At 73.9% G+C, this 25,778-nt stretch carries 23 protein-coding genes; 9 read left to right on the top strand and 14 right to left on the bottom strand.

The genetic code is table 11. From position 1 onward, the window contains the following. The first annotated feature begins 380 nt into the window (after positions 1-380). Entirely contained in the window at positions 381-1,031 is a 651-nt protein-coding gene (locus ACGF7U_RS07220) for a C39 family peptidase (protein ID WP_393103860.1), read from the top strand. Positions 1,032-1,133: 102 nt separating this feature from the next. Here the strand turns inward: ACGF7U_RS07220 and ACGF7U_RS07215 are convergent, their stop codons facing one another. After that, complete coding sequence (locus tag ACGF7U_RS07215) at positions 1,134-1,490, bottom strand: VOC family protein (protein WP_393103858.1); 357 nt, start codon at positions 1,488-1,490, stop codon at positions 1,134-1,136. A 159-nt stretch (positions 1,491-1,649) separates the two neighbouring features. On the opposite strand from ACGF7U_RS07215, the gene ACGF7U_RS07210 reads away from it, so the two are divergent. Further along, on the top strand, positions 1,650-4,505 hold the full coding sequence (locus ACGF7U_RS07210) for an aconitate hydratase (protein WP_393103856.1): 2,856 nt from the start codon (positions 1,650-1,652) through the stop codon (positions 4,503-4,505). A 53-nt stretch (positions 4,506-4,558) separates the two neighbouring features. On the opposite strand, the gene ACGF7U_RS07205 is transcribed toward ACGF7U_RS07210, so the two are convergent. The 9 genes from ACGF7U_RS07205 to ACGF7U_RS07165 all read right to left on the bottom strand — a co-directional run bounded on the left by ACGF7U_RS07205 (position 4,559) and on the right by ACGF7U_RS07165 (position 16,218). Continuing rightward, positions 4,559-6,565 (bottom strand): polysaccharide lyase family 1 protein, encoded by a 2,007-nt coding sequence (locus ACGF7U_RS07205; protein WP_393103854.1) that lies wholly within the window; start codon positions 6,563-6,565, stop codon positions 4,559-4,561. A 427-nt stretch (positions 6,566-6,992) separates the two neighbouring features. Next, entirely contained in the window at positions 6,993-7,610 is a 618-nt protein-coding gene (locus tag ACGF7U_RS07200; RefSeq protein ID WP_393103852.1) for an ATP/GTP-binding protein, read from the bottom strand. Further along, entirely contained in the window at positions 7,591-7,977 is a 387-nt protein-coding gene (locus ACGF7U_RS07195; protein ID WP_393103850.1) for a DUF742 domain-containing protein, read from the bottom strand. Before ACGF7U_RS07195 ends, ACGF7U_RS07200 begins: the two co-directional genes overlap by 20 nt. A gap of 5 nt (positions 7,978-7,982) precedes the next feature. Beyond that, a complete protein-coding gene (locus tag ACGF7U_RS07190; RefSeq protein WP_393103848.1) occupies positions 7,983-8,402 on the bottom strand; it encodes a roadblock/LC7 domain-containing protein in 420 nt (139 codons plus the stop codon). A 93-nt stretch (positions 8,403-8,495) separates the two neighbouring features. After that, entirely contained in the window at positions 8,496-11,096 is a 2,601-nt protein-coding gene (locus ACGF7U_RS07185) for a nitrate- and nitrite sensing domain-containing protein (protein ID WP_393103847.1), read from the bottom strand. A 123-nt stretch (positions 11,097-11,219) separates the two neighbouring features. Further along, entirely contained in the window at positions 11,220-12,860 is a 1,641-nt protein-coding gene (locus tag ACGF7U_RS07180) for a prenyltransferase/squalene oxidase repeat-containing protein (protein WP_393103846.1), read from the bottom strand. Further along, positions 12,857-13,762 carry a terpene synthase family protein gene (locus ACGF7U_RS07175; RefSeq protein WP_393103844.1) on the bottom strand — a complete coding sequence of 302 codons (906 nt, stop codon included), beginning with the start codon at positions 13,760-13,762 and terminating at the stop codon, positions 12,857-12,859. The genes ACGF7U_RS07180 and ACGF7U_RS07175 overlap by 4 nt, the downstream gene beginning before the upstream one ends. Beyond that, positions 13,759-15,096 carry a cytochrome P450 gene (locus ACGF7U_RS07170; protein ID WP_393104160.1) on the bottom strand — a complete coding sequence of 446 codons (1,338 nt, stop codon included), beginning with the start codon at positions 15,094-15,096 and terminating at the stop codon, positions 13,759-13,761. The genes ACGF7U_RS07175 and ACGF7U_RS07170 overlap by 4 nt, the downstream gene beginning before the upstream one ends. Before the next feature lie 189 nt (positions 15,097-15,285). Continuing rightward, the gene (locus ACGF7U_RS07165) at positions 15,286-16,218 is read right to left on the bottom strand and encodes a GNAT family N-acetyltransferase (RefSeq protein WP_393103842.1); all 933 of its coding nucleotides are present in this window, start codon (positions 16,216-16,218) and stop codon (positions 15,286-15,288) included. A 92-nt stretch (positions 16,219-16,310) separates the two neighbouring features. On the opposite strand from ACGF7U_RS07165, the gene ACGF7U_RS07160 reads away from it, so the two are divergent. Then, positions 16,311-16,559 (top strand): DUF2630 family protein, encoded by a 249-nt coding sequence (locus ACGF7U_RS07160; protein WP_393103841.1) that lies wholly within the window; start codon positions 16,311-16,313, stop codon positions 16,557-16,559. 42 nt (positions 16,560-16,601) lie between these two features. Here the strand turns inward: ACGF7U_RS07160 and ACGF7U_RS07155 are convergent, their stop codons facing one another. From ACGF7U_RS07155 to ACGF7U_RS07145, 3 genes are all read right to left on the bottom strand, one after another. Continuing rightward, the gene (locus tag ACGF7U_RS07155; protein WP_393103839.1) at positions 16,602-17,537 is read right to left on the bottom strand and encodes a serine protein kinase RIO; all 936 of its coding nucleotides are present in this window, start codon (positions 17,535-17,537) and stop codon (positions 16,602-16,604) included. 171 nt (positions 17,538-17,708) lie between these two features. Continuing rightward, positions 17,709-18,353, bottom strand: a complete 645-nt coding sequence (locus ACGF7U_RS07150; RefSeq protein ID WP_393103837.1) for an HAD family hydrolase — start codon at positions 18,351-18,353, stop codon at positions 17,709-17,711. Between the two features lie 60 nt (positions 18,354-18,413). Then, on the bottom strand, positions 18,414-19,283 hold the full coding sequence (locus ACGF7U_RS07145) for a carbon-nitrogen hydrolase family protein (protein WP_393103835.1): 870 nt from the start codon (positions 19,281-19,283) through the stop codon (positions 18,414-18,416). A gap of 106 nt (positions 19,284-19,389) precedes the next feature. Between ACGF7U_RS07145 and ACGF7U_RS07140 the strand changes: the two genes are divergently transcribed. From ACGF7U_RS07140 to mug, 6 genes are all read left to right on the top strand, one after another. Further along, positions 19,390-19,962: a TetR/AcrR family transcriptional regulator gene (locus ACGF7U_RS07140; RefSeq protein WP_393103833.1), complete on the top strand. Its 573-nt coding sequence runs from the start codon at positions 19,390-19,392 to the stop codon at positions 19,960-19,962. Between the two features lie 149 nt (positions 19,963-20,111). Further along, the gene (locus ACGF7U_RS07135; RefSeq protein ID WP_393103831.1) at positions 20,112-21,014 is read left to right on the top strand and encodes a TIGR04222 domain-containing membrane protein; all 903 of its coding nucleotides are present in this window, start codon (positions 20,112-20,114) and stop codon (positions 21,012-21,014) included. Then, positions 21,011-21,829, top strand: a complete 819-nt coding sequence (locus tag ACGF7U_RS07130) for a DUF692 domain-containing protein (RefSeq protein ID WP_393103829.1) — start codon at positions 21,011-21,013, stop codon at positions 21,827-21,829. Before ACGF7U_RS07135 ends, ACGF7U_RS07130 begins: the two co-directional genes overlap by 4 nt. After that, positions 21,826-22,272, top strand: a complete 447-nt coding sequence (locus ACGF7U_RS07125; RefSeq protein ID WP_393103827.1) for a hypothetical protein — start codon at positions 21,826-21,828, stop codon at positions 22,270-22,272. Before ACGF7U_RS07130 ends, ACGF7U_RS07125 begins: the two co-directional genes overlap by 4 nt. A 55-nt stretch (positions 22,273-22,327) precedes the next feature. Beyond that, positions 22,328-23,095 (top strand): SDR family oxidoreductase, encoded by a 768-nt coding sequence (locus tag ACGF7U_RS07120; protein WP_393103825.1) that lies wholly within the window; start codon positions 22,328-22,330, stop codon positions 23,093-23,095. Further along, positions 23,095-23,742, top strand: a complete 648-nt coding sequence (mug, locus tag ACGF7U_RS07115; RefSeq protein WP_393103823.1) for a G/U mismatch-specific DNA glycosylase — start codon at positions 23,095-23,097, stop codon at positions 23,740-23,742. The genes ACGF7U_RS07120 and mug overlap by 1 nt, the downstream gene beginning before the upstream one ends. A gap of 4 nt (positions 23,743-23,746) precedes the next feature. Here the strand turns inward: mug and ACGF7U_RS07110 are convergent, their stop codons facing one another. Beyond that, a complete protein-coding gene (locus ACGF7U_RS07110) occupies positions 23,747-25,723 on the bottom strand; it encodes an ABC transporter ATP-binding protein (RefSeq protein ID WP_393104158.1) in 1,977 nt (658 codons plus the stop codon). Positions 25,724-25,778: the final 55 nt, after the last annotated feature.

Here is a 25,778-nt window from a genome sequence, read left to right as displayed (position 1 = left end):
TTTGCGAACCCCGCAGCCGCTGGCCCGGCGCACCCACCTGGGGTGTGTATCCGGTTCGGCGCGGGTGCGGTGGGGCGCCTGGCGTCGTGTGTCGGGTTTGTGGTGGGTTGTGGTGGCGGGCGCCACCGGCCGGGCGGGCATGCACCGGGGGCCCGGGTCGTTGTACCCATCGTGACCGCGTGACCCCCCGCGCCGTTCCGACGGGCCGGGCGACGGCCGGAATGCCGACCGGACCCGCGTCGTTACATCCCCCGGGACCCGCGCCCCACCCCCTCCGGGTCGAGGGCGCCTGATCCCCTCTGGTTCGACCTTTCCTTTCCCGTGACGCACCCACCCCCCTTGGTGTGTCGCGTACCCCCGATCGAAAGGTGCACCCCATCATGCGTACCGATCTCCTGCGTAAGACTGCCCTGACCGCTGCCGGCCTCGCCTTCACCGGCGGCGCCATCGCCGGCCCCGTCACCGCCGCCCACGCCGCCCCCACCGAGGGCAAGCCCACCACCGTCGGCCAGGACCGCAAGAGCGGCGAGCGGGAACTGGGCGTGCGCTACGAAGCCCAGCCCAACTTCTACTACTGCGGCCCCGCCGCCGCCCGCAACGCCCTGAGCGTGCAGGGCAAGAACATCGACGTCGACACCATGGCCAAGCAGATGGGCACCACCGAAGCCGGCACCAACTCCATCAACGACATCACCCCCGTACTGAACAAGCAGACCGGCAAGGACGCCTACCAGTCGGTGGAGATCCGCCAGGCCAAGGCCGACGACAAGCAGACCGACACCCTGCGCACCGACATCACCAAGGCCATCGACGAAGGCCACGCCGTCGTGGCGAACATCGCCGGCACCGCCACCGACACCGACGGCGGCACACACTCCTTCGAAGGCGGGCACTACATCAGCGTCGTCGGCTACCGCGACAACGGACACACCGTCACCATCGCCGACTCCGCCGACCCCGCCCAGGCCTCCTACCGGATGAGCATCGACAACCTCGCCGACTGGATCGCCACCCGCGGCTACACCGCCTGACCCCAACCAGCCGAACACCACCAACGACAAGGGCCGGCCCCCACCCGGGGGCCGGCCCTTGCGTCGTACCCGGCGCCGGGGCGCACGGGACCGCCCGGCGGGTCAGTCGAGCGGCGCGAGGAACTCCAGGCGGTTGCCGTGCGCGTCGTACGTGTGGAAGCGGCGCATCCCGGGCAACTCGCCGTCGCCCCAGGCGACCGGGTAGCCGGCGGCGGCCAGCCGGTCGGCGAGCGCGTCGAGGTCGGGCCGGAGCAGGCCGGGGTGGGCCTTGCGGGCGGGACGGAAGTCGTCCTCGACGCCCAGGTGCAGCTCGATCCCGTGCCCGGTAAACCAGCAGCCGCCACGGGCGGCCAGCGCCGCCGGCTTGGGCTTCTCGGTCATGCCGAGCACCCCGGCGTAGAAGGCGCGGGACGTGTCCTCGGAGCCGCGTGGGCTGGCGAGCAGGACGTGATGGATCATGGGGTACCTCCTCGTCCCGAACGATGGCACGAGGTTGCGTAGTTAGCAAGACGGACGTACGGTTTTGTTGACGACGAGAATCGGCGGTAAGTGTCCCCTAACCACGGCGGCACCCCGGCCGGTGCGACAGACTGCTCAGGACTACTCACGGTCGCTGGTGTGAAGGAGTACGACGTGGCGAGCCTCGACACCTTCGGTGCGAAGACCCAGCTACGCGTCGGAGACGCGAGCTACGAGATTTTCAAGATCAGCAAGGTGGAGGGCCACGAGCGGCTCCCCTACAGCCTGAAGATCCTCCTGGAGAACCTGCTCCGGACCGAGGACGGCGCGAACATCACCGCCGACCACATCCGGCAGCTCGGCGGCTGGGACCCCACCGCCGACCCGAGCGTGGAGATCCAGTTCACCCCGGCGCGGGTGCTCATGCAGGACTTCACCGGCGTGCCCTGCGTGGTCGACCTGGCCACCATGCGCGAGGCCGTGCGCGACCTCGGCGGCGACGCCAGCAAGGTCAACCCGCTCGCCCCGGCCGAGCTGGTCATCGACCACTCCGTCATCGCCGACCTGTTCGGCCGCGAGGACGCCTTCCAGCGCAACGTCGAGCTGGAGTACGAGCGCAACAAGGAGCGCTACCAGTTCCTGCGCTGGGGCCAGACCGCGTTCAACGAGTTCAAGGTCGTCCCGCCGGGCACCGGCATCGTGCACCAGGTCAACATCGAGTACCTGGCCCGCACGATCATGGAGCGCAACGGCCAGGCGTACCCGGACACCGTGGTCGGCACCGACTCGCACACGACGATGGTCAACGGCCTGGGCGTGCTCGGCTGGGGCGTCGGCGGCATCGAGGCCGAGGCCGCCATGCTCGGCCAGCCGGTCAGCATGCTGATCCCGCGCGTGGTGGGCTTCAAGCTCTCCGGCGAGATGCCGGCCGGCACCACCGCCACCGACCTGGTGCTCACCATCACCGAGATGCTGCGCAAGCACGGCGTGGTCGGCAAGTTCGTCGAGTTCTACGGTCCCGGCGTGAGCGCCGTGCCGCTGGCCAACCGGGCGACCATCGGCAACATGTCGCCGGAGTACGGCTCCACCGTGGCGATCTTCCCGATCGACGCCGAGACCGTCCGCTACCTGGAGCTGACCGGCCGCGACCCGCAGCAGGTCGCGCTCGTCGAGGCGTACGCCAAGGAGCAGGGCCTCTGGCACGACCCGGACGCCGAGCCGGAGTACTCGGAGCGCCTGGAGCTCGACCTGAGCACGATCGAGCCGTCCCTGGCCGGCCCGAAGCGGCCGCAGGACCGGGTCCCGCTGGGCAACGCCAAGACGCTGTTCCGCTCGGCGCTGACCGACTACGTGGCCGCCGACGAGACCGGTGGCGACCGCTCCCGCAAGCCGGGCGTGCCGCAGCTGGAGAAGCCGTTCGGGGCCGAGGGCCACGCCGACGAGGCCAGCGCCGAGTCCTTCCCCGCCAGCGACCCGCCGGCCAACGGGGTCAGCGACCCAGCCGACGCCCCGCGCGACCTGGAGACCGCGGCGGTGGGCTCCGGCGGCCGGGCCAGCAACCCGATCCGCGTCACCGGCGCCGACGGCGTCGAGTACGAGCTGGACCACGGCGCCGTGGTGATCGCCGCGATCACCTCCTGCACCAACACCTCCAACCCGCAGGTCATGATCGGCGCGGCGCTGCTGGCCCGCAACGCGGTGGACAAGGGCCTGACCCGCAAGCCGTGGGTGAAGACCACCCTGGCCCCGGGCTCCAAGGTCGTCATGGACTACTACGAGCGGGCCGGCCTCACGCCGTACCTGGACAAGCTCGGCTTCAACCTGGTCGGCTACGGCTGCACCACCTGCATCGGCAACTCCGGCCCGCTGCCGGAGGAGGTCTCCGCCGCGGTGAACGAGGCCGACCTGGCCGTCGTGTCGGTGCTCTCCGGCAACCGGAACTTCGAGGGCCGGATCAACCCGGACGTCAAGATGAACTACCTGGCGTCCCCGCCGCTGGTGGTGGCGTACGCGCTGGCCGGCACGATGGACATCGACCTGGCCAACGAGCCGCTCGGCGAGGACAGCGAGGGCAACCCGGTCTTCCTGCGCGACATCTGGCCGAACAGCGCCGAGATCCAGGACGTCATCGCCTCGACGATCGGCGCGACCGGCTTCAGCTCGGCGTACGCGGACGTCTTCGCCGGCGACGAGCGTTGGCAGTCGCTGCCCACCCCGACCGGCGACACGTTCGCCTGGGAGGGCGAGTCCACCTACGTCCGCAAGCCCCCGTACTTCGAGGGCATGGAGCGGGAGCCGAAGGCGGTCGCCGACATCACCGGCGCCCGGGTGCTGGCCAAGCTGGGCGACTCGGTGACCACCGACCACATCTCCCCGGCCGGCTCCATCAAGGCCGACTCCCCCGCCGGCAAGTACCTCGCCGAGCACGGCGTGCCGCGCCACGAGTTCAACTCGTACGGCTCCCGCCGGGGCAACCACGAGGTGATGATCCGGGGGACCTTCGCCAACATCCGGCTGCGCAACCAGCTGGTGCCGGGCGTCGAGGGCGGGTTCACGGTCAACCACCTGACCGGCGAGCAGACCTCGATCTACGACGCCTCGGTGGCCTACCAGGAGGCGGGCGTCCCGCTGGTCGTCCTGGCCGGCAAGGAGTACGGCTCCGGCTCGTCGCGGGACTGGGCGGCCAAGGGCACCATGCTGCTCGGCGTCCGGGCGGTCATCGCCGAGTCGTACGAGCGGATCCACCGCTCGAACCTGATCGGCATGGGCGTGCTCCCGCTGCAGTTCCCGGCCGGCGAGACCGCCGAGTCGCTGGGCCTGAGCGGCACGGAGACGTTCAGCATCACCGGGGTGACCGCGCTGAACGACGGCGAGACCCCGCGCACGGTGAAGGTCAGCACCGACACCGGCGTCGAGTTCGACGCCGTGGTCCGGATCGACACCCCGGGCGAGGCGGACTACTACCGCCACGGCGGCATCCTGCAGTACGTCCTGCGCCGCATGATCGCCAGCTGACGACACGGACGAGGGCCCCCTGCCACGACGGCAGGGGGCCCTCGCGTGTCCGCTCAGATGCGGCCGGTGCCGGCGCCCGCCGTCACCAGGGCGGGCACGTCCGCCGCCGGGTCCAGGGTGTACGGGTAGTACGTGCGCGGCTCGACCACGGTGCCGTTCGTCTCCGGCACGCCGGAGTTGACATACACGTTGTGGCGCTGCACGGCCCGGCCGGGCCCGCTGTCGGCGTAGCCGCTCGCCGAGTACAACGGGTGCGGCACGTCCCGGAAGTAGTTCCCCTCCACCAGCACGCCGGCGTTCTCCGTCGACGCGACGCCGTAGAGCGCGTTGCCGAGGAAGTAGTTGTTGTAGACGTGCACCGGCTCGCCGAAGCGGACCCGGGGGTGCCGCTGGCGGCTGTTGTCGAAGAAGTTGTGGTGGATGCTGACCTTCAGGCGGCCGACGTCCGTGGAGGCCGAACCGTCGGAGTGGCCGATCAGCATGGACTTGTCCGAGTGGTCGAAGTGGTTCCAGGACACCGTCACGTAGTCGGCACCCCGGACGATGTCCACCGATCCGTCCACGGCACCGGCGAAGCGGTTGTGGTCGATCCAGATGTGGTGCGAGTTCTGGCCGATGTTGACCGCGTCGTCCTCCGCGTTCGTGAAGGTGATGTTGCGGACGATCACGTTGTACGACCGGTAGAAGTCCAGCCCGCCGCCGGTGATCTCGGCGTCGCCGACCCCGATGATGGTCTTGTTCGGTCGCACCCCCTGCTTGCTGGTGATCGCGATCCGCCCGGTGACCTGGATGACCAGCGGGCCCACCGTGTCGATGTACGCCAGGAAGTCCGCCGCGTCGGTCGCGGTCACGGTCGGCCCGCCCGCGCCGCCGGTGGTGCCGTTCTGGCCGAGGGCGGCGACGGCGGCGAAGCCGTCCGGGACCGCCGCGGCGGCCGGCGCCGGCATCGTGGCGATGGTGGCCGTGGCCGTGCCGGGCCCGGCACCCGCCGGGACGATGGTCGGCACGCTCGCGGCCGGGTCGAGGGTGTACGGGTAGTACCCGCGCGGGTCCGGCACCGTGCCCCGGGTCTCGATCGGGTGGTTGCAGGCGACCAGGATGTTGCCCCGCTCGACGATGCGGCCGAGGTCGCCGCTGAAGTCGACCCGGCCCGGGTTGTTGACGCTGTAGAAGTAGTTGTTCTCCATCAGCACGGCGGCGTCGTACGTGGAGGCCACCCCGTAGCTGTTGTCGTTGTAGTGGTTGTTGTAGACGTGCGCGAGCGCGGAGAAGCGCACCCGCGGGTTGCGCTGGTCGGAGCGGTCGAAGAAGTTGTGGTGGTAGGTGACCCGCAGCCGGCCGATGTCCTGCGGGCCGGCGTCCTCGTCGTGGCCGAGCAGCAGCGTCTTGTCGTGGTCGTGGAAGTGGTTCCAGGAGACCGTGACGAAGTCCGAGCCGCGCTTGATGTCGACCGCGCCGTCGTCGCCGTTGGAGAACTCGTTGTGGTCGATCCAGATGTGGTGCGAGAACATCTGCACGTTGATCAGGTCGTCGGTCGCGCCGGTGAGGTGCAGGTTCCGGATGATGATGTTGTGTACCGCGTTCGCCGGGGGCGAGGTCACGTCGTCGTCGACCGGCACACCGATGTTGAGCCCTCCGCCGGAGAGCGTCGCGTCGTCGCCGAGCCCGACGATCGTCTTGTCGGAGGCGACGTTCCACATCCCGTCGTTGCTGCCGGTGGGCAGCGTGATGGTGCCGGCGACCTGGATGACGTACGGCCCGGGGCGGGCGATGTGGTCGAGGAACTGGGCGGTGGTGGTGACCGTGACGACCGGCCCGCCGGCGCCGCCGGTGGTGCCGTTCTGGCCGAGGGCGGCGACGCTGGCGAAGCCGTCCGCCGCCGCGAGCGGAGCGGCGCCGGCCACCGTCCCCGGGGCGGGTGGAGCCGGCGCGACGGACGGGAGCGCGGCGCCGGCCGGGGACGCCGTCGCCAGGAGCGCGGCGGCCAGGCCGGCGGCGGCGAGCAGCCGACGGCGACGCCCGGGCCGGGGCGGCCCGTCGGGGTTGCGGGTCGCGAGCATGGGGGTTCCGCCTTTCTCGTACGGCGGATCGCCGGAGCCGGCGCGCGACGGGCCGGCGCCGTTCGGAGGTGCCGGGGCGCGGTCGCACGGGACCGGACGCGAGGGGGACGGGTTCGCGTCGGGGTTGCGGACCGGCTCCGGCGATCAGCCAGGTGATGGACGGCGGAAAGCGCTTTCCGAGCCCCATGCTAGGCGGGTCAATTGATCGAAGTCAATCAATTACACCGCGCGCAGGGCGCACGCCGGCGACGAAGGGACGCACCGCCCTGCCCCGGTGTCCGGTCGGTTCCACCCGCCGGCCGGCACGCTCGGACCGGTTGACGCCACGAGATCCTGGTACGAAAGGCCCGCGCAGGGGCGTACCAGGATCTCGTGGGCGTCAGGCGGAACGGCGACGCACGGGACGGCCGCGGTGGCGGCGTCCCGTCTACTCGGCCGCCGCCGCGGCCGCGCGACGACGGGCGTCGCGGGTCTTCATGGCGTGCTCCAACAGCGTGATGAGCACCTCCTTGCTCGACTCCCGCTGCCGGGCGTCGCAGAGCAGCACCGGCACCCCGGGATCGAGGTTCAGCGCCGCCTGCACCTCGTCGAGGCGGTACTGCCGGGCGCCCTCGAAGCAGTTCACCGCCACCACGAACGGCGTGCCGCGCCCCTCGAAGTAGTCGATGGAGGGGAAGCAGTCCGCCAGCCGCCGGGTGTCGGCGAGCACCACCGCGCCGATCGCGCCGAGCGCCAGCTCGTCCCAGACGAACCAGAAGCGGTCCTGCCCCGGGGTGCCGAAAAGGTAGAGCACCAGGTCGTCGCTGATGGTGATGCGGCCGAAGTCCATCGCCACCGTGGTGGTCGTCTTGCTCTCCACCCCGGAGAGGTCGTCGATGCCGACGCCGGACTCGGTCAACACCTCCTCGGTGCGCAACGGGCGCGTCTCGCTGACCGCGCCGACCATGGTGGTCTTGCCCACGCCGAAACCGCCCGCGACAAGGATCTTGATCGCGGTGGGCAGTGGCGTCGCTCCCGGCGGCCGCTCAGAGTGCCCGTAGTCCATTGATTACCGCCTCGAAAACGCTGTTGTCGGGAAGGCCGGCCGTGGTGCGCGGCTCGCGCACCTGCACCAGGCCGCGGGCCACCAGATCGCCGAGCAGGACCCGGATGGTGCCCACCGGGAGGTCCAGGTGGGCGGCGATCTCGGCGACGGACTGGATCCGCTGGCAGAGCCCGACGATCGCCAGGTGCTCCGGCCCCAGCCCGATCTCCGGGGTCACGTCCGCGCGGGTCGCCGTCACCAGGGAGATCAGGTCGAACGTGCCGGTGACCGGCCGGGCCCGGCCACGGGTCACCGCGTAGGGGCGCACCACCGGGCCGGCGTGGTCGTCGACCCACTGGTGCTCGGCGGACTCCCCCTGCACCGTCATCGCGGCTACTTCTCGCCGGCCGGCTGCTCGGTCCGCGACGGCGACGCGACGTACTTGCCGACGCGGGTGACCAGCATCGCCATCTCGTAGGCGATCAGGCCGACGTCGGCGTCCTCGCTGGCGAGCACGGCCAGGCAGGCGTTGCGCCCGGCCGCCGTGACGAACAGGAACGACGACTGCATCTCGATGATGGTCTGCTGCACCTGCCCGCCGCCGAAGCGCTTGCCCGCGCCCCGGGCCAGGCTCTGGATCCCGGCCGCCATCGCCGCCAGGTGCTCTCCGTCGTCCCGGCTCAGCCCCTGCGACGCGGCCATCAACAGGCCGTCCGTCGAGAGCGCGACCGCGTGCTCGGCCTGCTTCACCCGACCGACCAGATCGTCCAGCAGCCACGTCAGGTCGGCACTCGAAGCCGTCTTCTGCCCCACTCGTCGTCCTCTTCTCCCCCGGCAGTTTGTCGCCGTGATCCTCTGGGTGACCGCCACGCCGCGGGGGTCACCCCGCAGTGCGGGCGGCGCCGGTCAGGTCGCTTGCTGATCGCCGACGTCGGGTCCCTCGCCGGCCTCGGCTTCCCCGCCGCTCTCGGGCCGCCCTCCGCCGGCTCCGCCGAGCAGCCGGGCGGCGTCGGTACGGCCGCGCCGGGTGCCCGTCTGGTAGGAGCTCATCATCCGGCGCACCTGCTCCGGCGGGCGTACCGTGTCGTCGTGGTCGTCGGCCGCGGGCTCGTCGCGCAGCTCCGGCACGATGCTGGCCTGCCGGACGCGGACCGGCAGCCCGGAGTCGGTACGAACCTGCTCCGGCCGGGCGGTTCGGGCGGGGCCGCTGCCCGCCGTGGCCCCGGCGCCCGCCTCCGCCGGGGCGGCCTGTGCCGCCGCCGGCCCGGTGCCCGCCTCCGCCGGAGTCGCCGCGCCGGCCGCGGGCCGGCCGGCGGCCACCGGCAGGCCGGTCGGGAAGGTCGGGCCGTCCAGGGCCGGCTGGGCCGACGCCCCCCGGGTCCGGGTGGGCAACCCCTCCTCGGCCGGGGCGGTGGTCGGCAGGCTGCGGCCACGCGTCCGGGTCGGCAGGGCGTCGCCGGCCTCCCCGGTGGCGTCCGGCGCCGACTGTGGTCGGGGCGTGGCCTGGGGTTCGGCCAGCGCCACCGGCGCCGGGACGGGCCGCTCGGCGGGGCCGGACGCCGTCGCCACCGGCGCGGGGGTGCTCGGCGCACCGGCCGGGAACCCGCCGGAGGTGCTCGGGTCCGCGTCGTCGGCGGTGACCAGGTCGGCCGGGATCAGCACGACGGCGGTCGTGCCGCCGTACGCCGACTCCCGAAGCTGCACCCGCACGCCGTGCCGCTCGGTCAGCCGGCTGACCACGTAGAGCCCCAGGCGGGAGGCGTTGGCCAGGTTCAGCTCGGACTGGTCCACGATCCGGTGGTTCGCGGCGGCCAGGTCCTCCTCGCTCATGCCCAGGCCACGGTCCTCGATCTCGATGGCGAAGCCGTTGGCCACCATCTGCCCGCGCACCTCGACGGTGGTGTGCGGCGGCGAGAACGACAGACCGTTCTCGATCAGCTCGGCCAGCAGGTGGATGACGTCACCCACCGCGCGCCCGGTCAGCGAGACCGGGCCGAGGGGCAGGACGTTGACCCGCGTGTAGTCCTCGACCTCGGCGACCGCGCCCCGGACCACGTCGACCATCGGCACGTTGCGCCGCCACGCCCGGCCGGGGGTGGAGCCGGAGAGCACGATCAGGTTCTCCGCGTTGCGCCGCATCCGGGTGGCCAGGTGGTCGACCCGGAACAGGTCCTCCAGCTCCTCGGCGTCGTGCTCGCGGCGCTCCATGGCGTCGAGCAGGGTGAGCTGGCGGTGCACCAGGGCCTGGGTGCGCCGGGCCAGGCTGAGGAAGACCTCGCGGACGTTGCGGCGCAGCTCGGCCTGCTCGACGGCGGTGCGGATCGCGGTCTCCTGCACGGCGTTGAACGCCTTGCCCACCTGGCCGATCTCGTCGTCGCCGAACTCCAGCGGGGGCGCCTCCTTGGCGACGTCGACCTCCTCGCCGTGGCCGAGCCGCTCGACCACCCCGGGCAGCCGCTCGTTGGCGAGCCGGAACGCCGCCTCGCGCAGCCGCTCCAGCTGCCGCAACAGCGCGCGGGCCGTCGTGACGGAGATGATGATCGAGGCGACGACCGCCAGCAGGCCCAGGCCGGTGGCCAGGACGAGGCGCAGGACCACCATCGCGGCCACGGTGGTCGCGCGGTCCACGAGGTCCTCGCCGCCCGCCACCACCGCGTCGTTCACTCCGGTCAGCGCCGGGTCGACCGTGCCGCGCCACTCGTCCCGGCTCAACGGCAGCTGCGTCACCGGCCGGCCGTCGCGGATGATGCTGTCCTGCACCGAACGCAGGCGCTTGAACGCGTCGCTCTCGACGAGCTGCTGGTAGCGCCGCTGGTCGGCGGCGGAGAGCTTCAACCTGGTCTCGTCGCCGAGGAAGCGCTCGGCGCCGACGAGCGCGGTGTACCGGGCGTACTCCGGCCCGGTCATGCGGCCGCTGCCGAAGAGACCGCTGAGCAGCGCGTCCTGCTGCGAGATCAGCTCCCGCACCCGGTTGAGCTCGATGAGCGCCGCCGCCTCCGCCGCCAGCTCCTTGTCGTCCAGGCTGCCGGTGACCTCGTAGACCTGGAAGATCGACCCGATGGCCCGGGTGTAGGCGTCCGCCGCGGACACCCGGTCGACGCCGCGGGCGAGTACCGCGGTGCGGACCTGGGCCAACGCCTCCAACTGCGCCACCGACTGGTCGAGGTGCCTGCCCAGCGTGTCGTTGCCCGCGACGTCGACCTGCCAGTGCCGCACGGAGGTGGTGAAGGCGCTCGTCAGCTCCGCCGTCGTGCGGTGCTCGGCCTCGAGCGCCGCCCGCTGCGCCGGACCCGGATCGCTGAGGTACGCCTGGGTCAGGCGACGTTCGACCTGGAGTTCCTGTAGCAGCGGTTCGCTGGGGACGTAGACCTTCGTGTTGAGCATCTGGACGCCGAGCAGGTTGAAGCCGTCCCGCAGGGTCACCCAGGCGGCGAACATCCAGAGCGCGACCAGGGAGAGCAGGAGAGCGACAACCTTCGTGCGGATACTCGTACCGCGAGAACGCATTGAACCGTCCCAGGCCGGCGTTGACTCAGGTCATCAACGGCAGATCGTAGAGATGCGGATGTCCCGCAGGGCGGACGTGCGGGACAAAGGCAGTGCGTACGCTAGCAGTGCCCGCATGTTGCCTCAAGTTGCTGATTTCGGCCGTCCCGTCACGACATGCCCACCGGTGCGCCGGTTGTCGAGTCGGCGGTGTGCGATGTGGACGGCCGCGAGCACCGCCGCCCGGACGATCGTGGTCGGGCAGTAGAGCTCCTTGCCGTACCACAGTGGCGGGTGCTCGCGCCGGCCGACGTGGGTCCGGAGGTAGGTGTGTCCCCGTAGGACGGCGACGGCCACCGCCGGCTCGTCCGACGGCACGGCCAGCAGGATCTGCAGGGCGTACGCGGTCTCCTCCGCGGTGCCCTCCCACCGGCCCCACGACCCGTCGTCGCGCTGGTTGGCCAGCACCCAGCGCACCGCCCGACCGAGGGTCCCCGCCCGGTCGGCGTCCGACGTGGACTCGGCCAGCGCGAGCGCGCAGCAGGCGGTGGCGTAGTACGGCGAGGCGTGCCACCGGTCGTGCCAGCTGCCGTCGGCCTCCTGCCGCTCCCGGAGCACCCGGGCCAGCCGGTCGACGGCCCTCCGGTAGCGGGCGCCGGCGCCCGGCTCGCGCACGGCGTGCTGTGCGAGGGCGTCGAGCACGTGCGCGTTGGTGGTGACCGAGAAGCCGTCCTCCCCCGGCCAGGTACAGAAGCCGTCCGCCGTCTCGTACGCCCACAGGCTCGTCGGCTCGACCGGACGCCCCAGGCGCCCGAGCGCGTACAGGGTCACGGCCGTGGTGTCCGCGTCGGCCGGCAGGCCCGCTCCGGTGGCGACACCGGCGGGACCGACGGCGTCGGTGAGGCTGGCGAGGACGGACTTCGGTGGCTGCACCGCGATGCCGGCGCGGGACAGTCCGCCGAGGGCCCAGGCGCGTTCGAAGACGGTGATCGGCATGGGGCACGGCACCAACCCGTCGCCCTCGCCGATCACCCGCTCCAGGAACGCGCGGGCCCCCCGCCCGTCGGCGTCCGGACCGGCGGCGGCGAGCCACGCGGCGGTCGCCGCCGGCGAGGCCCCGACCGCGGTCGGCTCGGCCGCGTGGGACCGCGGCGGCCGCTGCGCCGGGCCGTGCAGCAGCTCGCCGAAGTGCGCCAGTTTCGGAGGCAGCTCGGCGCCCGCGGCGTGCGCCGCCCGGACGGCGGTCAACCGGCGACGGTCCGTCCCGGTGGGCAGGCTCAACGGGTGCGGGGCCGACAGCGCGGCCTCCGGCCCGGACGTCCGCGCGTTGATCGAGTCCACCAGGGCCGGCACGATGAGGTCGGCGGCAGGCGTGTCCGGCACCGCGGAGTTCGCCGCCAGCAGGACGGACAGGGCCCGCAGTCCGCGCCCGGCCGCGTCGGCCAGGGCCGGGCGGGCGGGCGCCGGCACGCTCCCGTCCGCCAACGCCGCCAGCAGCGCGTCCGTGGCGCTCAACGTCGGCACCAGCGCGTAGCCCTCCGGGGGCCCCCACGCGCCGTCGGCGCGCTGGGTCCGGACGAGGAACGCGACCCGCTCCGCGTGCCCGGCGAGCCGGGGCGCGACGACCACCAACCGGCCGGTCTCGTAGACGGAGGGAGCCACCTCCCCCCACGGTCGCAGCGCCATGGTGGCGAGGAGTTCCCGGGCCAGGTCGGCGCAGCCGTCGGAACCCTGGCCGGCGCGCTGTGCCGGCGCCGTGGCCGCCCGGGACCCGCCCTCACTCATCGCGCCCCCCAGAAGTCCGAGACCTGGTAGAAGCCGGCGGTGAAGGAGATCTGCCGGCGCATGTAGTCGGCCTGCCGCGGATCACGCTCGGCCAGCAGGTCCAGCAGCCCCTGGCAGCGCCGCGTGAGCTGGGTCAACCGGTCGCGCACGAGGGCCGGGTCCGGCACCAGCATGAGCGCGTTGAGGTCTCCCCACTCGACGTCCCGCTCGTGCGTGGCCAGGTCGTTGACCAGGCGCAGCACCCGCTGCACCTCGCGGCCCACCGTCAGCAGCTCGTCCAGGTGCCGTAGACACTCCCCGTCGCCGGTGGCGATCCAGTGCGTGGCGTTGACGAAGGAACAGGCCAGGTTGTCGGCGTTGTCGAGGTAGCGGTCGAGGGTGGGCAGGGACCCGCCCGGCGCGCGCGACGCGTTCTTCCAGTCCCACTCCCGGGCCACCGCGGCGAACATCCGCGCCAGCTCGTCGCGCCACACCGGGCGGAACCGGTCGAACGCCGGCACGGTCGCCAGATCGTCGCGGATGTCGGCCAGCAGCCGGGCCAGGTGCCGACCCGCCGGCGGGTCGGCGCCGTCGGCGACCGCCAGGCACTGCGCCACCACCGCCCGCACGTCGTCGGCGGATGTCGCGAGGTAGTCGACCTGCCAGTCGGCCGCGAAGACCCAGAGCAGCGTACGGGTGGTGATGCGCAGCTCGGCGGCGCTGTGCCAGGGAGCGGTGAAGGCGATGGCGTTGGCGACGGAACCGAGCAGCGCGGAATCGAACGTGGCGGCGGAGAAGAGGCCGGGATGCGCGGCGGTGACCTCTTGCAGGTCGCGCACGCCCCGGGTGGCCAGGGCGCAGATCCTGCCCTGCTCGGCCACGTCGGCGTGGCCGTCCCGCGGCGGCGCGTCGGTCGTGCTCACGGCGCGACCGGTCGCTGCACCGGCGACAGGGTCACCCGCAGCCGTTGCCGGGGCGAGAGCGAGGCGCCCATGCGGGGGGTCAGGTCGGCCGGCTCGGTGGGGCGGAACCGGAAGCGGCTCAGCAGCGTGCTCACGATGAGCTGCGCCTCCAGGAGGAACAGGTACTGCCCGAGACACTGGTGGGGGCCACCCCCGAAGGGAAAGTAGGAGTAGCGGTAGCGGCGTCGGGGCTTCTCCGGCGAGAAGCGTTCGGGATCGAACCGCTCCGGGTCGTCCCAGAACATCGGCATCCGCTGGGTCACGTACGGGCTGACCAGCACCGTCGCGCCCGCCTTGACCCGCACCCCGCCCAGCACGTCGGCGGCGACCGCCGTGCGGGGGACCATCCAACCGGCGGGATAGAGCCGCAGCATCTCGTCCAGCACCATGCGCCCGTACCGCAGCTCGCCGAGGTGCTCCCGCCGCACCCGGCCGCCGCCGACCACCCGGTCCACCTCGGCGTAGAGCCGGGCCGCGACCTCCGGTTGGGTCTCCAGCACCGGCCAGAGCCAGGACAGCAGCGCGATGGTGGTCTCGGTGGCGGTGGAGAACATGGCCACGACATCGCCGCGGATCTGGTACTCGTCTGGCTGCCGGCCGTCCGGTCGGGGCCGGCAGAGGGTGGAGATGATGTCGTCGCCGTCGCCCGGCCGGGCCCGCGCCGCACGGATGATCGGCAGCACCACGTCGTCGATGGTCCGCACGGCGGACCGGAACGCGCGGTCGCCGGGCATGGGCACCGAGTAGGGCACGAAGGGCACCAGCAGGCGGGGAAGCATGGCGGTGGTGACGGTGTCCAGCGCGGCGCTGATCCGCTCCGCGTCGGGCACGGAGATCCGGTCGGCGAAGAGCACCCGCATGGTGGCGCGCAGGACGATCCGGGTCAGCTCGGCGGCCGTGTCGATCGGCCGCCCCTGCCGGGCGGGCTCGTCCCACTCGTCGACCGCCTCGCTGATCGCCTCGGCCATCCGGTCCACCAGCGTTTCGGCCCGCTTCGCCGTGAACAACGGTTGCAGGGCGCCGCGGCTGGACTCCCACACCTCGCCCTCGGCGACCAGGATGGCCTCCCCGACGACGCGGCGGACCGGACGCCACAGCAGCCCCCGACCGTCCCGGATGTAGTTGTCCGCGCGGTCCCGCAGCACGTACTGCAGGTGTTCGGGGTGGCTGACCAGGTACGGGCGGAACGATCCGAGGTTGAGCCGGACGACGTCCCCGCCGGAGTCCTCGGCGAAGCCGACCAGCGCGCCGAGGGGGTCCCGGATCAGGGCGGGCAGCGCCCGCCGCAGCGGGATGGTGCGCGGATTCGCGGGGAGGGGGGCGCCGCGGCCGTCACGCAGGCTTGACATCGCGTACCACGTCTCCTCGTCGTGTCGACGGTGACCCGTCGGACGGTCCACATGGAACTTCCACCGTCCGGGTGCCGAGAGCATCTCACCAATGAGGGGGCAGCTCCAGTGTTTGTGCTGCGAAATGTCCCACTGTCACACAATGGATGGTGGTCGACGGGGCAGCTCCGAGAGGTAGCGCCGCTCGGCGGCCACCTCCCGGTAGCCGAACCACTCGTTGACCGCGCGCATGGCGTCGTTGCCGGCGTCGTTGACCGTGAACGCCCACCGGTGGCCGGCCGACCGGGCCGACCGCAGCGAGGCGTGCTTGACCAGCCGGGCCAGGCCCCGGCCCCGCCACCCGCTCCGGGTGCCGGTCATCCCCGACAGGTAACGGCTCCCGCCGTCGGTCAGCGCGACGCTGAAGGCGACAACCGCCCCGCCCGCCACGGCCACCGTGGTGAGCCGCCGGTCCAGGTCCGGCCGGTCCCAGTACGCGGCCCGCCAGTCGGCGTAGCTGATCTCGTCCATCCCGACGTCGCCCGGCTCGTCGGCGGCGGCGTCCAGGTCCGCCTCGTACAGCGGGCGCGGGTCGGGCAGGTCGGCGGCCGTGGTCAGCCGCACCCCGGGCGGCGGCGCGGGCGGCGCCGGCAACTCCGCCGCCAGGTCCAGGCGGAGGATCCGGTTGCGCCGGCCGGGCCGGTAGCCGCGCCGCTCGGCGAAGGAGACGGCCGCCGGCTCGTCGGCCACCCGCGCGTACGCCCGGCGCACGCCGAGCCCCGCGAGCCGCTCCTCGGCGGCGGCGAGCAACGCCGACCCGACGCCCCGCTCCCGCCGCTCGGGGCGCACGACCAGGTTGACGAAGCCGAGCCCCGGCTCGGCGCTCTCGTGCAGCAGCCCCGTGCGGGCCACGCCGGCGATGCCGTCGTCCGCCTCGGCGACCAGCATCCCGAAGCGCTCCGCCGGCTTGCCGGTCGCCTGCCAGGCGAGCAGCTCGGGCGTGACGACCAGGTGGGGCTCGGCGGCGCGGAGCAGTTCGGCGGCCGGCACCGCATCGCGCGGCCCGGCGGCCCGGACGGAGGGGACCATGGCTGGGCAACCTACCCCAGCGGCCGGCGCGGCGGGGGGCGGCCGGCGGTGGATTCCGGGCGCGCCCGCACGGCCTGTGTCAGGCTCAGGTCATGGACGACAAGACCATCCTGAACCGGATCTCCGAGCTGGTCGACGAGGAACACCGGCTGCGCGCCGACGCGCAGGCCAGCGAGTCGGGCACCGACGACGACGCCCGCGACCGGCTGCGCGAGCTGGAGGAGTCCCTCGACCAGTGCTGGGACCTGCTGCGCCGGCGCAGGGCGGCCCGGCAGACCCACGGCGACCCGGACGCGCAGGGGGTGCGCCCCAAGCCGGAGGTCGAGCGCTACCTGCAGTGAGCCGGCCCCGGGCGGCCGGTGCCGGCCGCCCGGGGCACCCGGTCAGCGGATCCCCGCCTCCCGCAGCAGCAGCGCGGTCAGCGCGGCCGGATCGACTGCCTCCGCCGGCAGCCCTCGGGCCGCGAACCAGGTCGCGACCACCCGGACGTCGCGGGCCAGGAACTCCGGCCCCTGCGGGTTGGCCACCACGTCGACCACCTGCGGCAGGTCGATCAGCACCAGCCGCCCCGCGTGCACCAGGAGGTTGTACGGCGACAGGTCGCCGTGCGCGAGGCCGGCGCGGGCGAGCACCAGCAGGGCGTCGACCATCTGGTCCCACAGGCCGCGCAGCTCGCCGGCCTCGGGGCGCAGCTGGGCCAGCCGGGGCGCGGCCGTCCCCTCGGCCGGATCCCCGAGGAACTCCAGCATCAGCTCGGTGCCGCGCAGCTGCACCGGATAGGGGACCGAGATCGTGCCGTACCGGGCACCGATCTCCCAGAGCCGGGCCAACGCGGCGAACTCGGCCGCCGCCCACTGCCCGGCGATCATCTGACGGCCGAACGCGGTGCGCCCCGCCATCGCCCGGTTCTCGCGGGACCGGCGGACCCGACGCCCCTCCAGGTAGCCGGCGTCGCGGTGGAAGAGCCGGTGCTGGGCGTCCCGGTAGCGCTTGACCGCCAGCAGGCAGGACCGGTCGGTGCCGGGCACGGCGCGGCGCACCAGGTGGACGTCCGCCTCCTTGCCGGTCTTGAGCACACCGAGTTCGGTGTCCTTCGCGGCCAGCTCGGTGACCAGCCAGTCCGGGTGGGGTTGCGGGCCGTGCACGGCGTCGTCCCAGGAGGACCAGCGCTCCCCGGTGTCGGGGTCCGGCTCGGCGTCGGGGTCGGCGGGGGCGGGCTCGGCGGCCCGGCCCCGCTTCAGGAAGAGCTGCTCGTCGTCGTCGAAGCGGCGCTTGCCGCGGGTACGGCGCTCCCGCGCCGGAAGGTCGTGATCGCGCACTGCGGTGGTGATCCCTTGCTCGAGGCTGGTTGAGGCAGGTGGAAGTGACCTGCGAAGACGGCCATGACCGACCCCCTCTCCTCGACCGGGCGCACGCCCGGGTGCACGATGCGCCGACCATGCTCGCGGCCGGGCGTCAACCGGGTCAACCGAATTACGCGCGCCGGCCGGTCAGTCGTCGAGCACCACCGCGACGGCGGCGATCAGGCCGTCCACGGTGCGGGTCGGCGCGAACCGGCTGTCGGTCCAGGTGCGGCCCCGGTGCAGCCAGACGCTGGGCAGCCCGACGGCGGCGGCACCGCCGATGTCCGCCTCCGGCCCGTCACCGATGACCCAGGCGCCGCGCAGTGGCAGCCGCACGCGCCGGGCGGCCAGCGCGAAGATCCTCGGGTTGGGCTTGCTGACGCCGGCCTCCTCGGAGATCACCCAGTCGGCGACGTACCGGTCCAACCCGGTACGCCGGATCTTGGCCTCCTGCTGCCGGACCGCGCCGTTGCTGACCACCACGGGCGTCCAGCCGGCCTCGCCGGCGATCCGCAGCGCGCAGGCGGCCAGCGGATCGAGGCGGGTGTAGGCGACCACGCCGTCGTGCAGCTCCTCGACCAGGTCGATGGACGGGATCCGCAGCCCGTACCGGTCCCGGATGGCGTCGGCCACGTCCCACCGGTCGGTCAGCCCGTCCGCGTCGACGGAGAGCAGCCAGTCGATGTCGGTGGCCGGTGCGCCGATGCCGTCCAGGAAACGTTCCGCCCAGGCGCGGAAGGGGCCGGCCCGGTCGAGCAGGGTGTTGTCCAGGTCCAGCAGGAGCAACGGCACTCGGGCACCCTACGGGACCGCGGTGTCCCGCCGACAGGGTCGCGCGGCGTCGCGCGTGCGTCAGGCCGACATCGACGACCGGGCCAGCCCCTGGTCGGGAAGGCGGTCGAGCAGCATGGAGTGGGCCGCCCGGGTGGCCGCGAGGGCCTCGGGCGCGAGCGCGACGACCAGCACGGCCTCGCCGGTGTCCGCGCCCCGCGCCAGCGGCCGGCCCTCCGGGTCGTAGATGGCGGCGCCGCCGTTGAACCGCCACGGGTCGGCGCCGCCGACGGCGTTGGCGAACACCACGTACATGGTGTTGTCCAAAGCGCGGGCGGCGTAGTAGAGGTCGCGGCGGTGCTCGGAGCCGGCCAGGTAGCCGCTCGGGCAGAGATAGCCGTGCGCCCCGTCGGCGGCGGCGGCCCGGCCGTGCTCGGGGAAGCAGCCGTCGTAGCAGATGCCGAGCCCCAGCCGCCAGTCGTCGACCAGCAGGGTGGCGCCCCGGTCGCCGGCGACGAACAGCTCCCGCTCGCCGCTCCAGAGCTGCTGCTTGTCGTACCCGACGCGGACCGCGCCGGCCGGGTCGACCACGAGCGAGGAGATCGTCCGCCGGCCGTCCGGGTGCCGGACCGCCGCGCCGACCACCACGGCGCCGCCACCGTCGCGGGCGGCCTCGCGCAGCGGGTCCAGCCGCGGGTCGTCGACCATCGCGGTGGCGTCGGCCGCGACGTCGGTGCCGACCGGGTCGGCCGCCAGCGTCGGCGGATGGTACGCGGGCAGGAAGAGTTCCGGCAGCACGGTGACCCGGGCGCCGCGCTCCGTCGCCCGGCGGACCAGCCGGGCGGCGCTCGCCGCGTTGCCGGCGACGTCCCCGGGGACGGGCTCGGCCTGCACGGTCGCGACGGTCAGCGGTGCGGCGGGGACCGCGACGGCGGCGGGGGGTGGCGTCACGGGCCGATCCTACCGGGGCCGTCCCGCCAGATGATCATTCGTTCGCCCGCAACCCAAGCCGTACGTACGGTTTGCGTAGCCAGGGGCGACCTGACACGATCGACCCGTGCCCAGAGTAAGTCAGGACCAGCTCGACGCGCGCCGGCAGGAGATCCTCGCCGCCGCACGGGCGTGTTTCGCGCGGCACGGTTACGAGGGCGCCACCGTGCGGCGGCTCGAAGAGGCCACCCGGCTGTCCCGAGGCGCGATCTTCCACCACTTCCGCGACAAGGACTCGCTCTTCCTGGCCGTCGCCGAGGACGACGCCGCCGCCATGGTGGAGACGGTCGCCCGCAACGGCCTGGTCCAGGTGATGCGGGACCTGCTGGCGGGGGCGGTCTCCCCCGACACCACCGGGTGGCTCGGCAGCCAACTGGAGGTCTCCCGGCGGCTGCGCACCGACCCGGCATTCGCGAAGCGGTGGGCGGAACGGTCCGCGGCGGTCGCCGCGGCGACCCGCGAGCGGCTGGCCCGGCAACGGGAGGCGGGCGTGCTCCGCGAGGACGTGCCGATCGACGTGCTGGCCCAGTTCCTCGAACTCGCCTACGACGGCCTGGTGCTGCACCTGGCGATGGGACGCCCCGCCGGCGACCTCGGCCCGGTGCTCGACCTGGTAGAGGAGGCGGTCCGCCGCCGCTGACCGGCCGGCCCGGCGCCCCCGCCCCACGCGCCCGCGCGTCCGACACCCCGGTTCGTATCGGTCCGGTAACTCGCCCCCGGCGGCGGGTCGGCCCTGGCGGGACTGCTCCACAATGAGGCCGCGATCCCCTCGCTCGACAGGAGCAGCAGATGACTGTCCTCGCCGCACCGGGTGACACCTGGGGCATCTCCGGCCCCCTCTTCCTCCGGGTCTATCTCCTCGCCGCCGCCGTGGTCGTCGTGGGGTCGATCGTCCACCGGGTCCGCGTCCTCGCCGGCCCGCCGGCCGGCGACGTCGGTCAGCTCGGCCCGCAGCAGGTCGCGTACCTCAACGGCGGGGAGCAGCTGGCGATCTGGGCCTCGCTCGGCGGGCTGCGGGGCAGCGGGGCGATCGGCGTACGGCCGGACCGGCGGCTGACCACCGGCGGCCCGCTGCCCGCCGGGACCACGCCGCTGGACCAGGCGATCCACCTCGCCGCCGGCCGGAACGCCGCCACCCGGGAGCTGCCCCGCGACGAGCGGGTACGCCGGGCGCTCGACCAGCTCCGGACCGGCCTGGAGCAGCGGGGGCTGGCGCTCGCGCCGGCCCGCCGGGCGGCGCTGCGCCGCGGCCCGTTCCTGCTCTCCGCCCTGCTGCTGCTCGGCTTCTTCCGGATCTTCGCGGGGCTGGAGAACGACCGTCCGGTCGGCTGGCTCGTGCTGGGCCAGCTCCCGCTGATCGTGGCGGCCGTCCTGCTGTACCGGGTGCCCGGGCGGACCCGCGCCGCCACCCGGGCGCTGCGCGCCCTGCGGCAGCAGCACACCTACCTCGTCCCCGCGTCCGCCCCCGCCTACGCCACCTACGGCCCGGCGGGCGCCGCGATGGGCGTCGCCCTGTTCGGTACCGCGTCGCTGTGGGCGATGGACCCCGGCTTCGCCGAGCAGGCCGAGATCCAGCGGCAGGCGGCGAGCGCCGGCGGCTCCTCCGGCGGCGGCAGCTCGTGCGGCGGTGGCAGCTCCTGCGGCGGCGGTGGCGGCGGTGGCGGCTGCGGCGGTGGCGGGTGCGGGGGATGACCGGCCCGCGCGGGGTCGGCATCGGCTGGCGGCCGGAGATCTCCGGTTTCGTGGCCGACCTGCCCGGGCTGCGCTTCGTGGAGGTGGTCGCGGAGGGCCTCGCCCCCACCGAGCCGCTGCCCGCCGGGCTCGCCGCGCTGCGCGAGCGCGGCGTGACGGTCGTACCGCACGGCGTGCGGCTCTCCCTCGGCGGCGCGGAGCCCGTCGACCCGGCCCGGGTCGCCCACCTGGCCGCGGTGGCGGAGCTGGTGGACGCGCCGCTGGTCAGCGAGCACATCGCGTTCGTCCGGGCCGGCGGCGTCGAGGCGGGCCACCTGCTGCCGCTGCCCCGCAGCCGCGAGGCGGTCGACGCAGTCTGCGCCAACGTCGCCCGCGCCCGGGCCGAGCTGCCGGTGCCGATCGCGCTGGAGCCGATCGCGGCCCTGTTCGACTGGCCCGACGACGAGCTCGACGAGGCCGACTTCCTGACCGAGATCCTGGACCGCACCGGCGCGTTCCTGCTGCTCGACGTCGCCAACGTGTACGCCAACGCCCGCAACCGGGGCGCCGACCCGGTCGCGCTGCTCGACCGCCTGCCGCTGGACCGGGTCGCCTACCTGCACGTGGCGGGCGGCGCCGAGAGCGGCGGCTTCTACCACGACACGCACACCGACCCGGTCCCCCCGGCGGTGCTCGACCTGCTGCGGGAGCTGTGCGACCGGCACCGGCCGCCGGCGCTGCTGCTGGAACGGGACGGGCGCTACCCGCCCGCCGCGGCGCTGCGCGCCGAGCTGGACGCCCTCGCCGCCGCCTCCGGTCTCCCGGCGGTGACGTGAGCGGCGACCTGGCCGCCCGGCAGGCGGAACTGGTGGCGGCGCTGGTGGCCGGCGGGCCGCTCCCGCCCGGCTTCGACCCGGCGGCGCTGGCCGCCGCCCGGGCCGCCCTGCTGCGCAAGCGGGCCGGGGACGTGGCGCGGCACTGGCCGCTGCTCGCCGCCGGCCTCGGCGCGGACTGGCCGGCGACCTTCGCCCGGTGGGCTGCGGGACGGCCGACCGGCGGCTCGCTGCGCGACGGCTGGGACCTGGCGCGCGACCTGCGCGACCGGGGCGCGCTGCCCCCGCTCGGCGCGGAGGAACTGGCCGCGCGGGAGGCCACCGACCGCTACGACGGCCACGGGCCGCCGCGGCCACGCCGCCTGCCGGGGTGGGGACGCGCCGGCGACGCCGTCGCGGTCCAGGTCGCCGGCCGGGTACGCCTGCTGCGTCCCGCCCGCCGCTGAACCGACCCGCCGCCCCCGGCTGGCGGATCCGGCCGGGTGCGGCAGGATCGTCGGCATGGATCTCGGACTGACCGATCGGGTGTACGTGTTGACCGGCGCCTCCCGCGGCCTGGGCTACGCGACCGCGGAGTGCCTCGTCGCCGACGGCGCCCGCGTGGTGCTCTCCGCCCGCGACGCCGACGCGGTGGCCGCCGCCGCGCAGCGCCTGGGAGGGCCGGAGCGGGCCGTCGGGGTGACCGCCGACCTGGCCGACCCGGAGACGCCGGGGCGCCTGGTGGCGACGGCCCGCGAACACTTCGGGCGCCTCGACGGGGCGCTGGTGTCGGTGGGCGGGCCGCCGCCGGGCAGCGCCGCGTCGGCCACCGACGAGCAGTGGCGCCGCTCCTTCGAGACGGTCTTCCTCGGCACCGTCCGCGCGGTGCGTACGGTCGCCGCCGTCCTGGGCGAGGGCGACGGCGGCGCGATCGGGCTGGTCCTGTCGACCTCGGCGCGTTCGCCGGTGCCCGGACTGGGCATCTCCAACGGCCTGCGGCCCGGCCTGGCCGGGATGGCCAAGGACGTCGCCGACGAGTACGGACCCCGGGGCGTACGGGTCGTCGGGCTGCTGCCGGGGCGGATCCTGACGGACCGCAACGTCGAGCTCTTCGCCGCCACGGGCGACCCGGAGCGGGCCCGCGCAGAGGCCGAGGCGGGCATCCCGCTGCGCCGCATCGGCGCGCCGGCCGAGTTCGGTCGGGTGGCCGCGTTCGTGCTCTCCCCCGCCGCGAGCTACCTCACCGGGGTCACCGTGCCGGTCGACGGCGGCGCGCTGCGGAGCCTGTAGTGGCCACGTCCCCCGGCGCGCCGGCCGGGGCCGGGGGCACCGGGCGGGGTGGCCGGCCCCGGCCGGCACCCGGCACCGGGGACGCCGCGCGGCGCTCTTTTCGGCCCACCCGGGAGGAACTCGCCGCGGCGGCGGAGCGCACCATTCCCGACGTCATCGCGCCCGGGTTGGACGTGCTCTTCGTCGGGATCAACCCGGGCCTGTGGTCGGCCGCGACCGGGTGGCACTTTGCGCGGCCCGGCAACCGGTTCTGGCCGGCGCTGCACCGGGGCGGGTTCACGCCGCGGCTGCTGCACCCGAGCGAACAGGGCGAGCTGCCCGGCCTCGGCCTGGGCATCACCAACATGGTCGCGCGGGCCAGCGCCCGGGCCGACGAACTGACCGCGGCCGAGCTGGTCGAGGGGGCCGAGATCCTCGCCGGCAAGGTCGAGCGGTACCGCCCCCGGTGGGTCGCCGTGGTCGGGGTTACCGCCTACCGGATCGGGTTCGCCCGGCCGAAGGCGGCGTTCGGCCCGCAGCCGGAGCCGTTGGCCGGCGCCCGGCGCTGGGTGCTGCCCAACCCCAGCGGCCTGAACGCGCACTTCACCCCCGAGACCCTCGGCGCCGCGTTCGCCGAGTTGCGGGCGGCGGTCGCCGCCACCGGGTGAGCCGTCAGTTGGCCGCGGCGGGGGGCATGGCCTCGTCGGCGAGGTAGGGCCGCAGCGGCAGGCTCACCGGCTCGGGGCCGGTCGCGTCGGCGTACGGGGTGGGCGAGTCGGCGACCGCGAACTGGGTGCGGTAGAGCTCGGCGTAGAGCCCGCCCACGGCGACCAGCTCCTCGTGCCGGCCCCGCTCGACGATCCGCCCGTCGTCGAGGACCAGGATCTGGTCGGCGTCGCGGACCGTGGAGAGCCGGTGCGCGATCACCAGCGCGGTACGCCCGGTCAGCGCCACCGACAGCGCCCGCTGCACCGCCGCCTCGCTCTCGGAGTCGAGGTGCGCGGTCGCTTCGTCGAGGATCACGATCGACGGGGCCTTGAGCAGCAGCCGGGCGATGGCGATGCGCTGCTTCTCGCCACCGGAGAAGCGGTAGCCGCGCTCGCCGACCGTGGTCTCCAGTCCGTCGGGCAGGGACCGCACGAGGTCGGCGACCTGCGCGCCGGCCAGGGCCGCCCAGATCTCGTCGTCGGTGGCGTCCGGCTTGGCGTAGCGCAGGTTCTCCGCGATGGTCTCGTGGAACAGGTGCGAATCCTGGGTGACGACGCCGATCTCGTCGCGCAGCGAGTCGAGGGTGGCGTCGCGGACGTCGACCCCGCCGACCAGCACCTGCCCGTCGGTGACGTCGTAGATGCGGGAGATCAGCATGGACAGCGTCGACTTGCCGGCGCCGGAGGGCCCGACGAGCGCCACCATCTGCCCCGGCTCGACGGCGAACGAGACGCCCTTGAGCACCGGCTCGTTGACCGTGCGGTCCAGCGCGGCGACCTCCTCGAGCGAGGCCAGCGAGATCTCGGCGGCGCTGGGATAGCGGAACCGCACCTCGCGGAACTCGACACGACCGCTGCCCTTGGGCACCGGGACCGCGTCGGGCTTCTCCTCGATGGTGGGCTTCAGGTCGAGCACCTCGAAGACCCGGTCGAAGGAGACCAGCGCGCTCATCACGTCGACCCGGACGTTGGAGAGCGCGGTCAGCGGGCCGTAGAGGCGGGTGAGCAGCAGCGCCAGGGTCACCACGGTGCCGGCGCTGACGTTGCCGGTGACCGCGAGCCAGCCGCCGAGGCCGTAGGTGAGCGCCTGGGCCAGCGAGGCGACCAGCAGCATGGCCACGAAGAACGTTCGCGAGTACATCGCGGACTGGATGCCGATGTCGCGGACCCGCTCGGCCCGCCCGGCGAACCGCCGCGCCTCCACCTCGGGCCGGCCGAAGAGCTTCACCAGCAGCGCCCCCGAGACGCCGAAGCGCTCGGTCATCGTCGCGTTCATCTTCGCGTCGAGGTTGTAGGACTCCCGGGTGATCTCGGCGAGCCGCTTGCCGACCCGGCGGGCCGGGATGATGAACACCGGCAGCAGCACCAGCGACAGCGCCGTGATCTGCCACGACAGGGTGAACATCACGGCGGCGGTGAGCACCAGCTGGATGACGTTGCTGACCACGCCGGAGAGCGTCGAGGTGAACGCCCGCTGGGCGCCGAGCACGTCGTTGTTGAGCCGGCTGACCAGCGCGCCGGTCTGGGTGCGGGTGAAGAACTGTAGCGGCATCCGCTGGACGTGGTCGTAGACCCGGGTGCGCAGGTCGAGGATGATGCCCTCGCCGATGCGGGCCGAGTACCAACGCTGGGCGAGGGAGAGCAGCGCGTCGGCCACCGCGAGCGCGGCGATGACCAGGGCCAGCCGGACCACCAGGTCGCCTGCGGTCGAGCCGCCCCGGTTGATCGCGTCGATCACGTCGCCGGCGAGCACCGGGGTGGCCACGCCGATGATCGCGGCCAGCACCACGGTCACGAGGAACACGACGATGTCCCGGCGGTAGGGCTGGGCGAAGGCCACGATCCGGCGGGCGACGCCACGCTTGAGCCGGTGGGTGGAGATCTCGTCGCGGCTGCGCATCGACCGGAGCATGCTCCAACCGGCCATGCCGCCGCCGGACATCGGGTTGGACACGTTCACCTCCGGGTCGTCGGGTCGACCGCACCGTCAGGTCAAT

The organism is Micromonospora sp. NPDC047670 (genome assembly GCF_043204915.1).
GTDB lineage: Bacteria > Actinomycetota > Actinomycetes > Mycobacteriales > Micromonosporaceae > Micromonospora.
The sequence above is the reverse complement of the archived record's forward strand: the minus strand, read 5'-3'. Positions and strand labels throughout refer to the sequence as shown.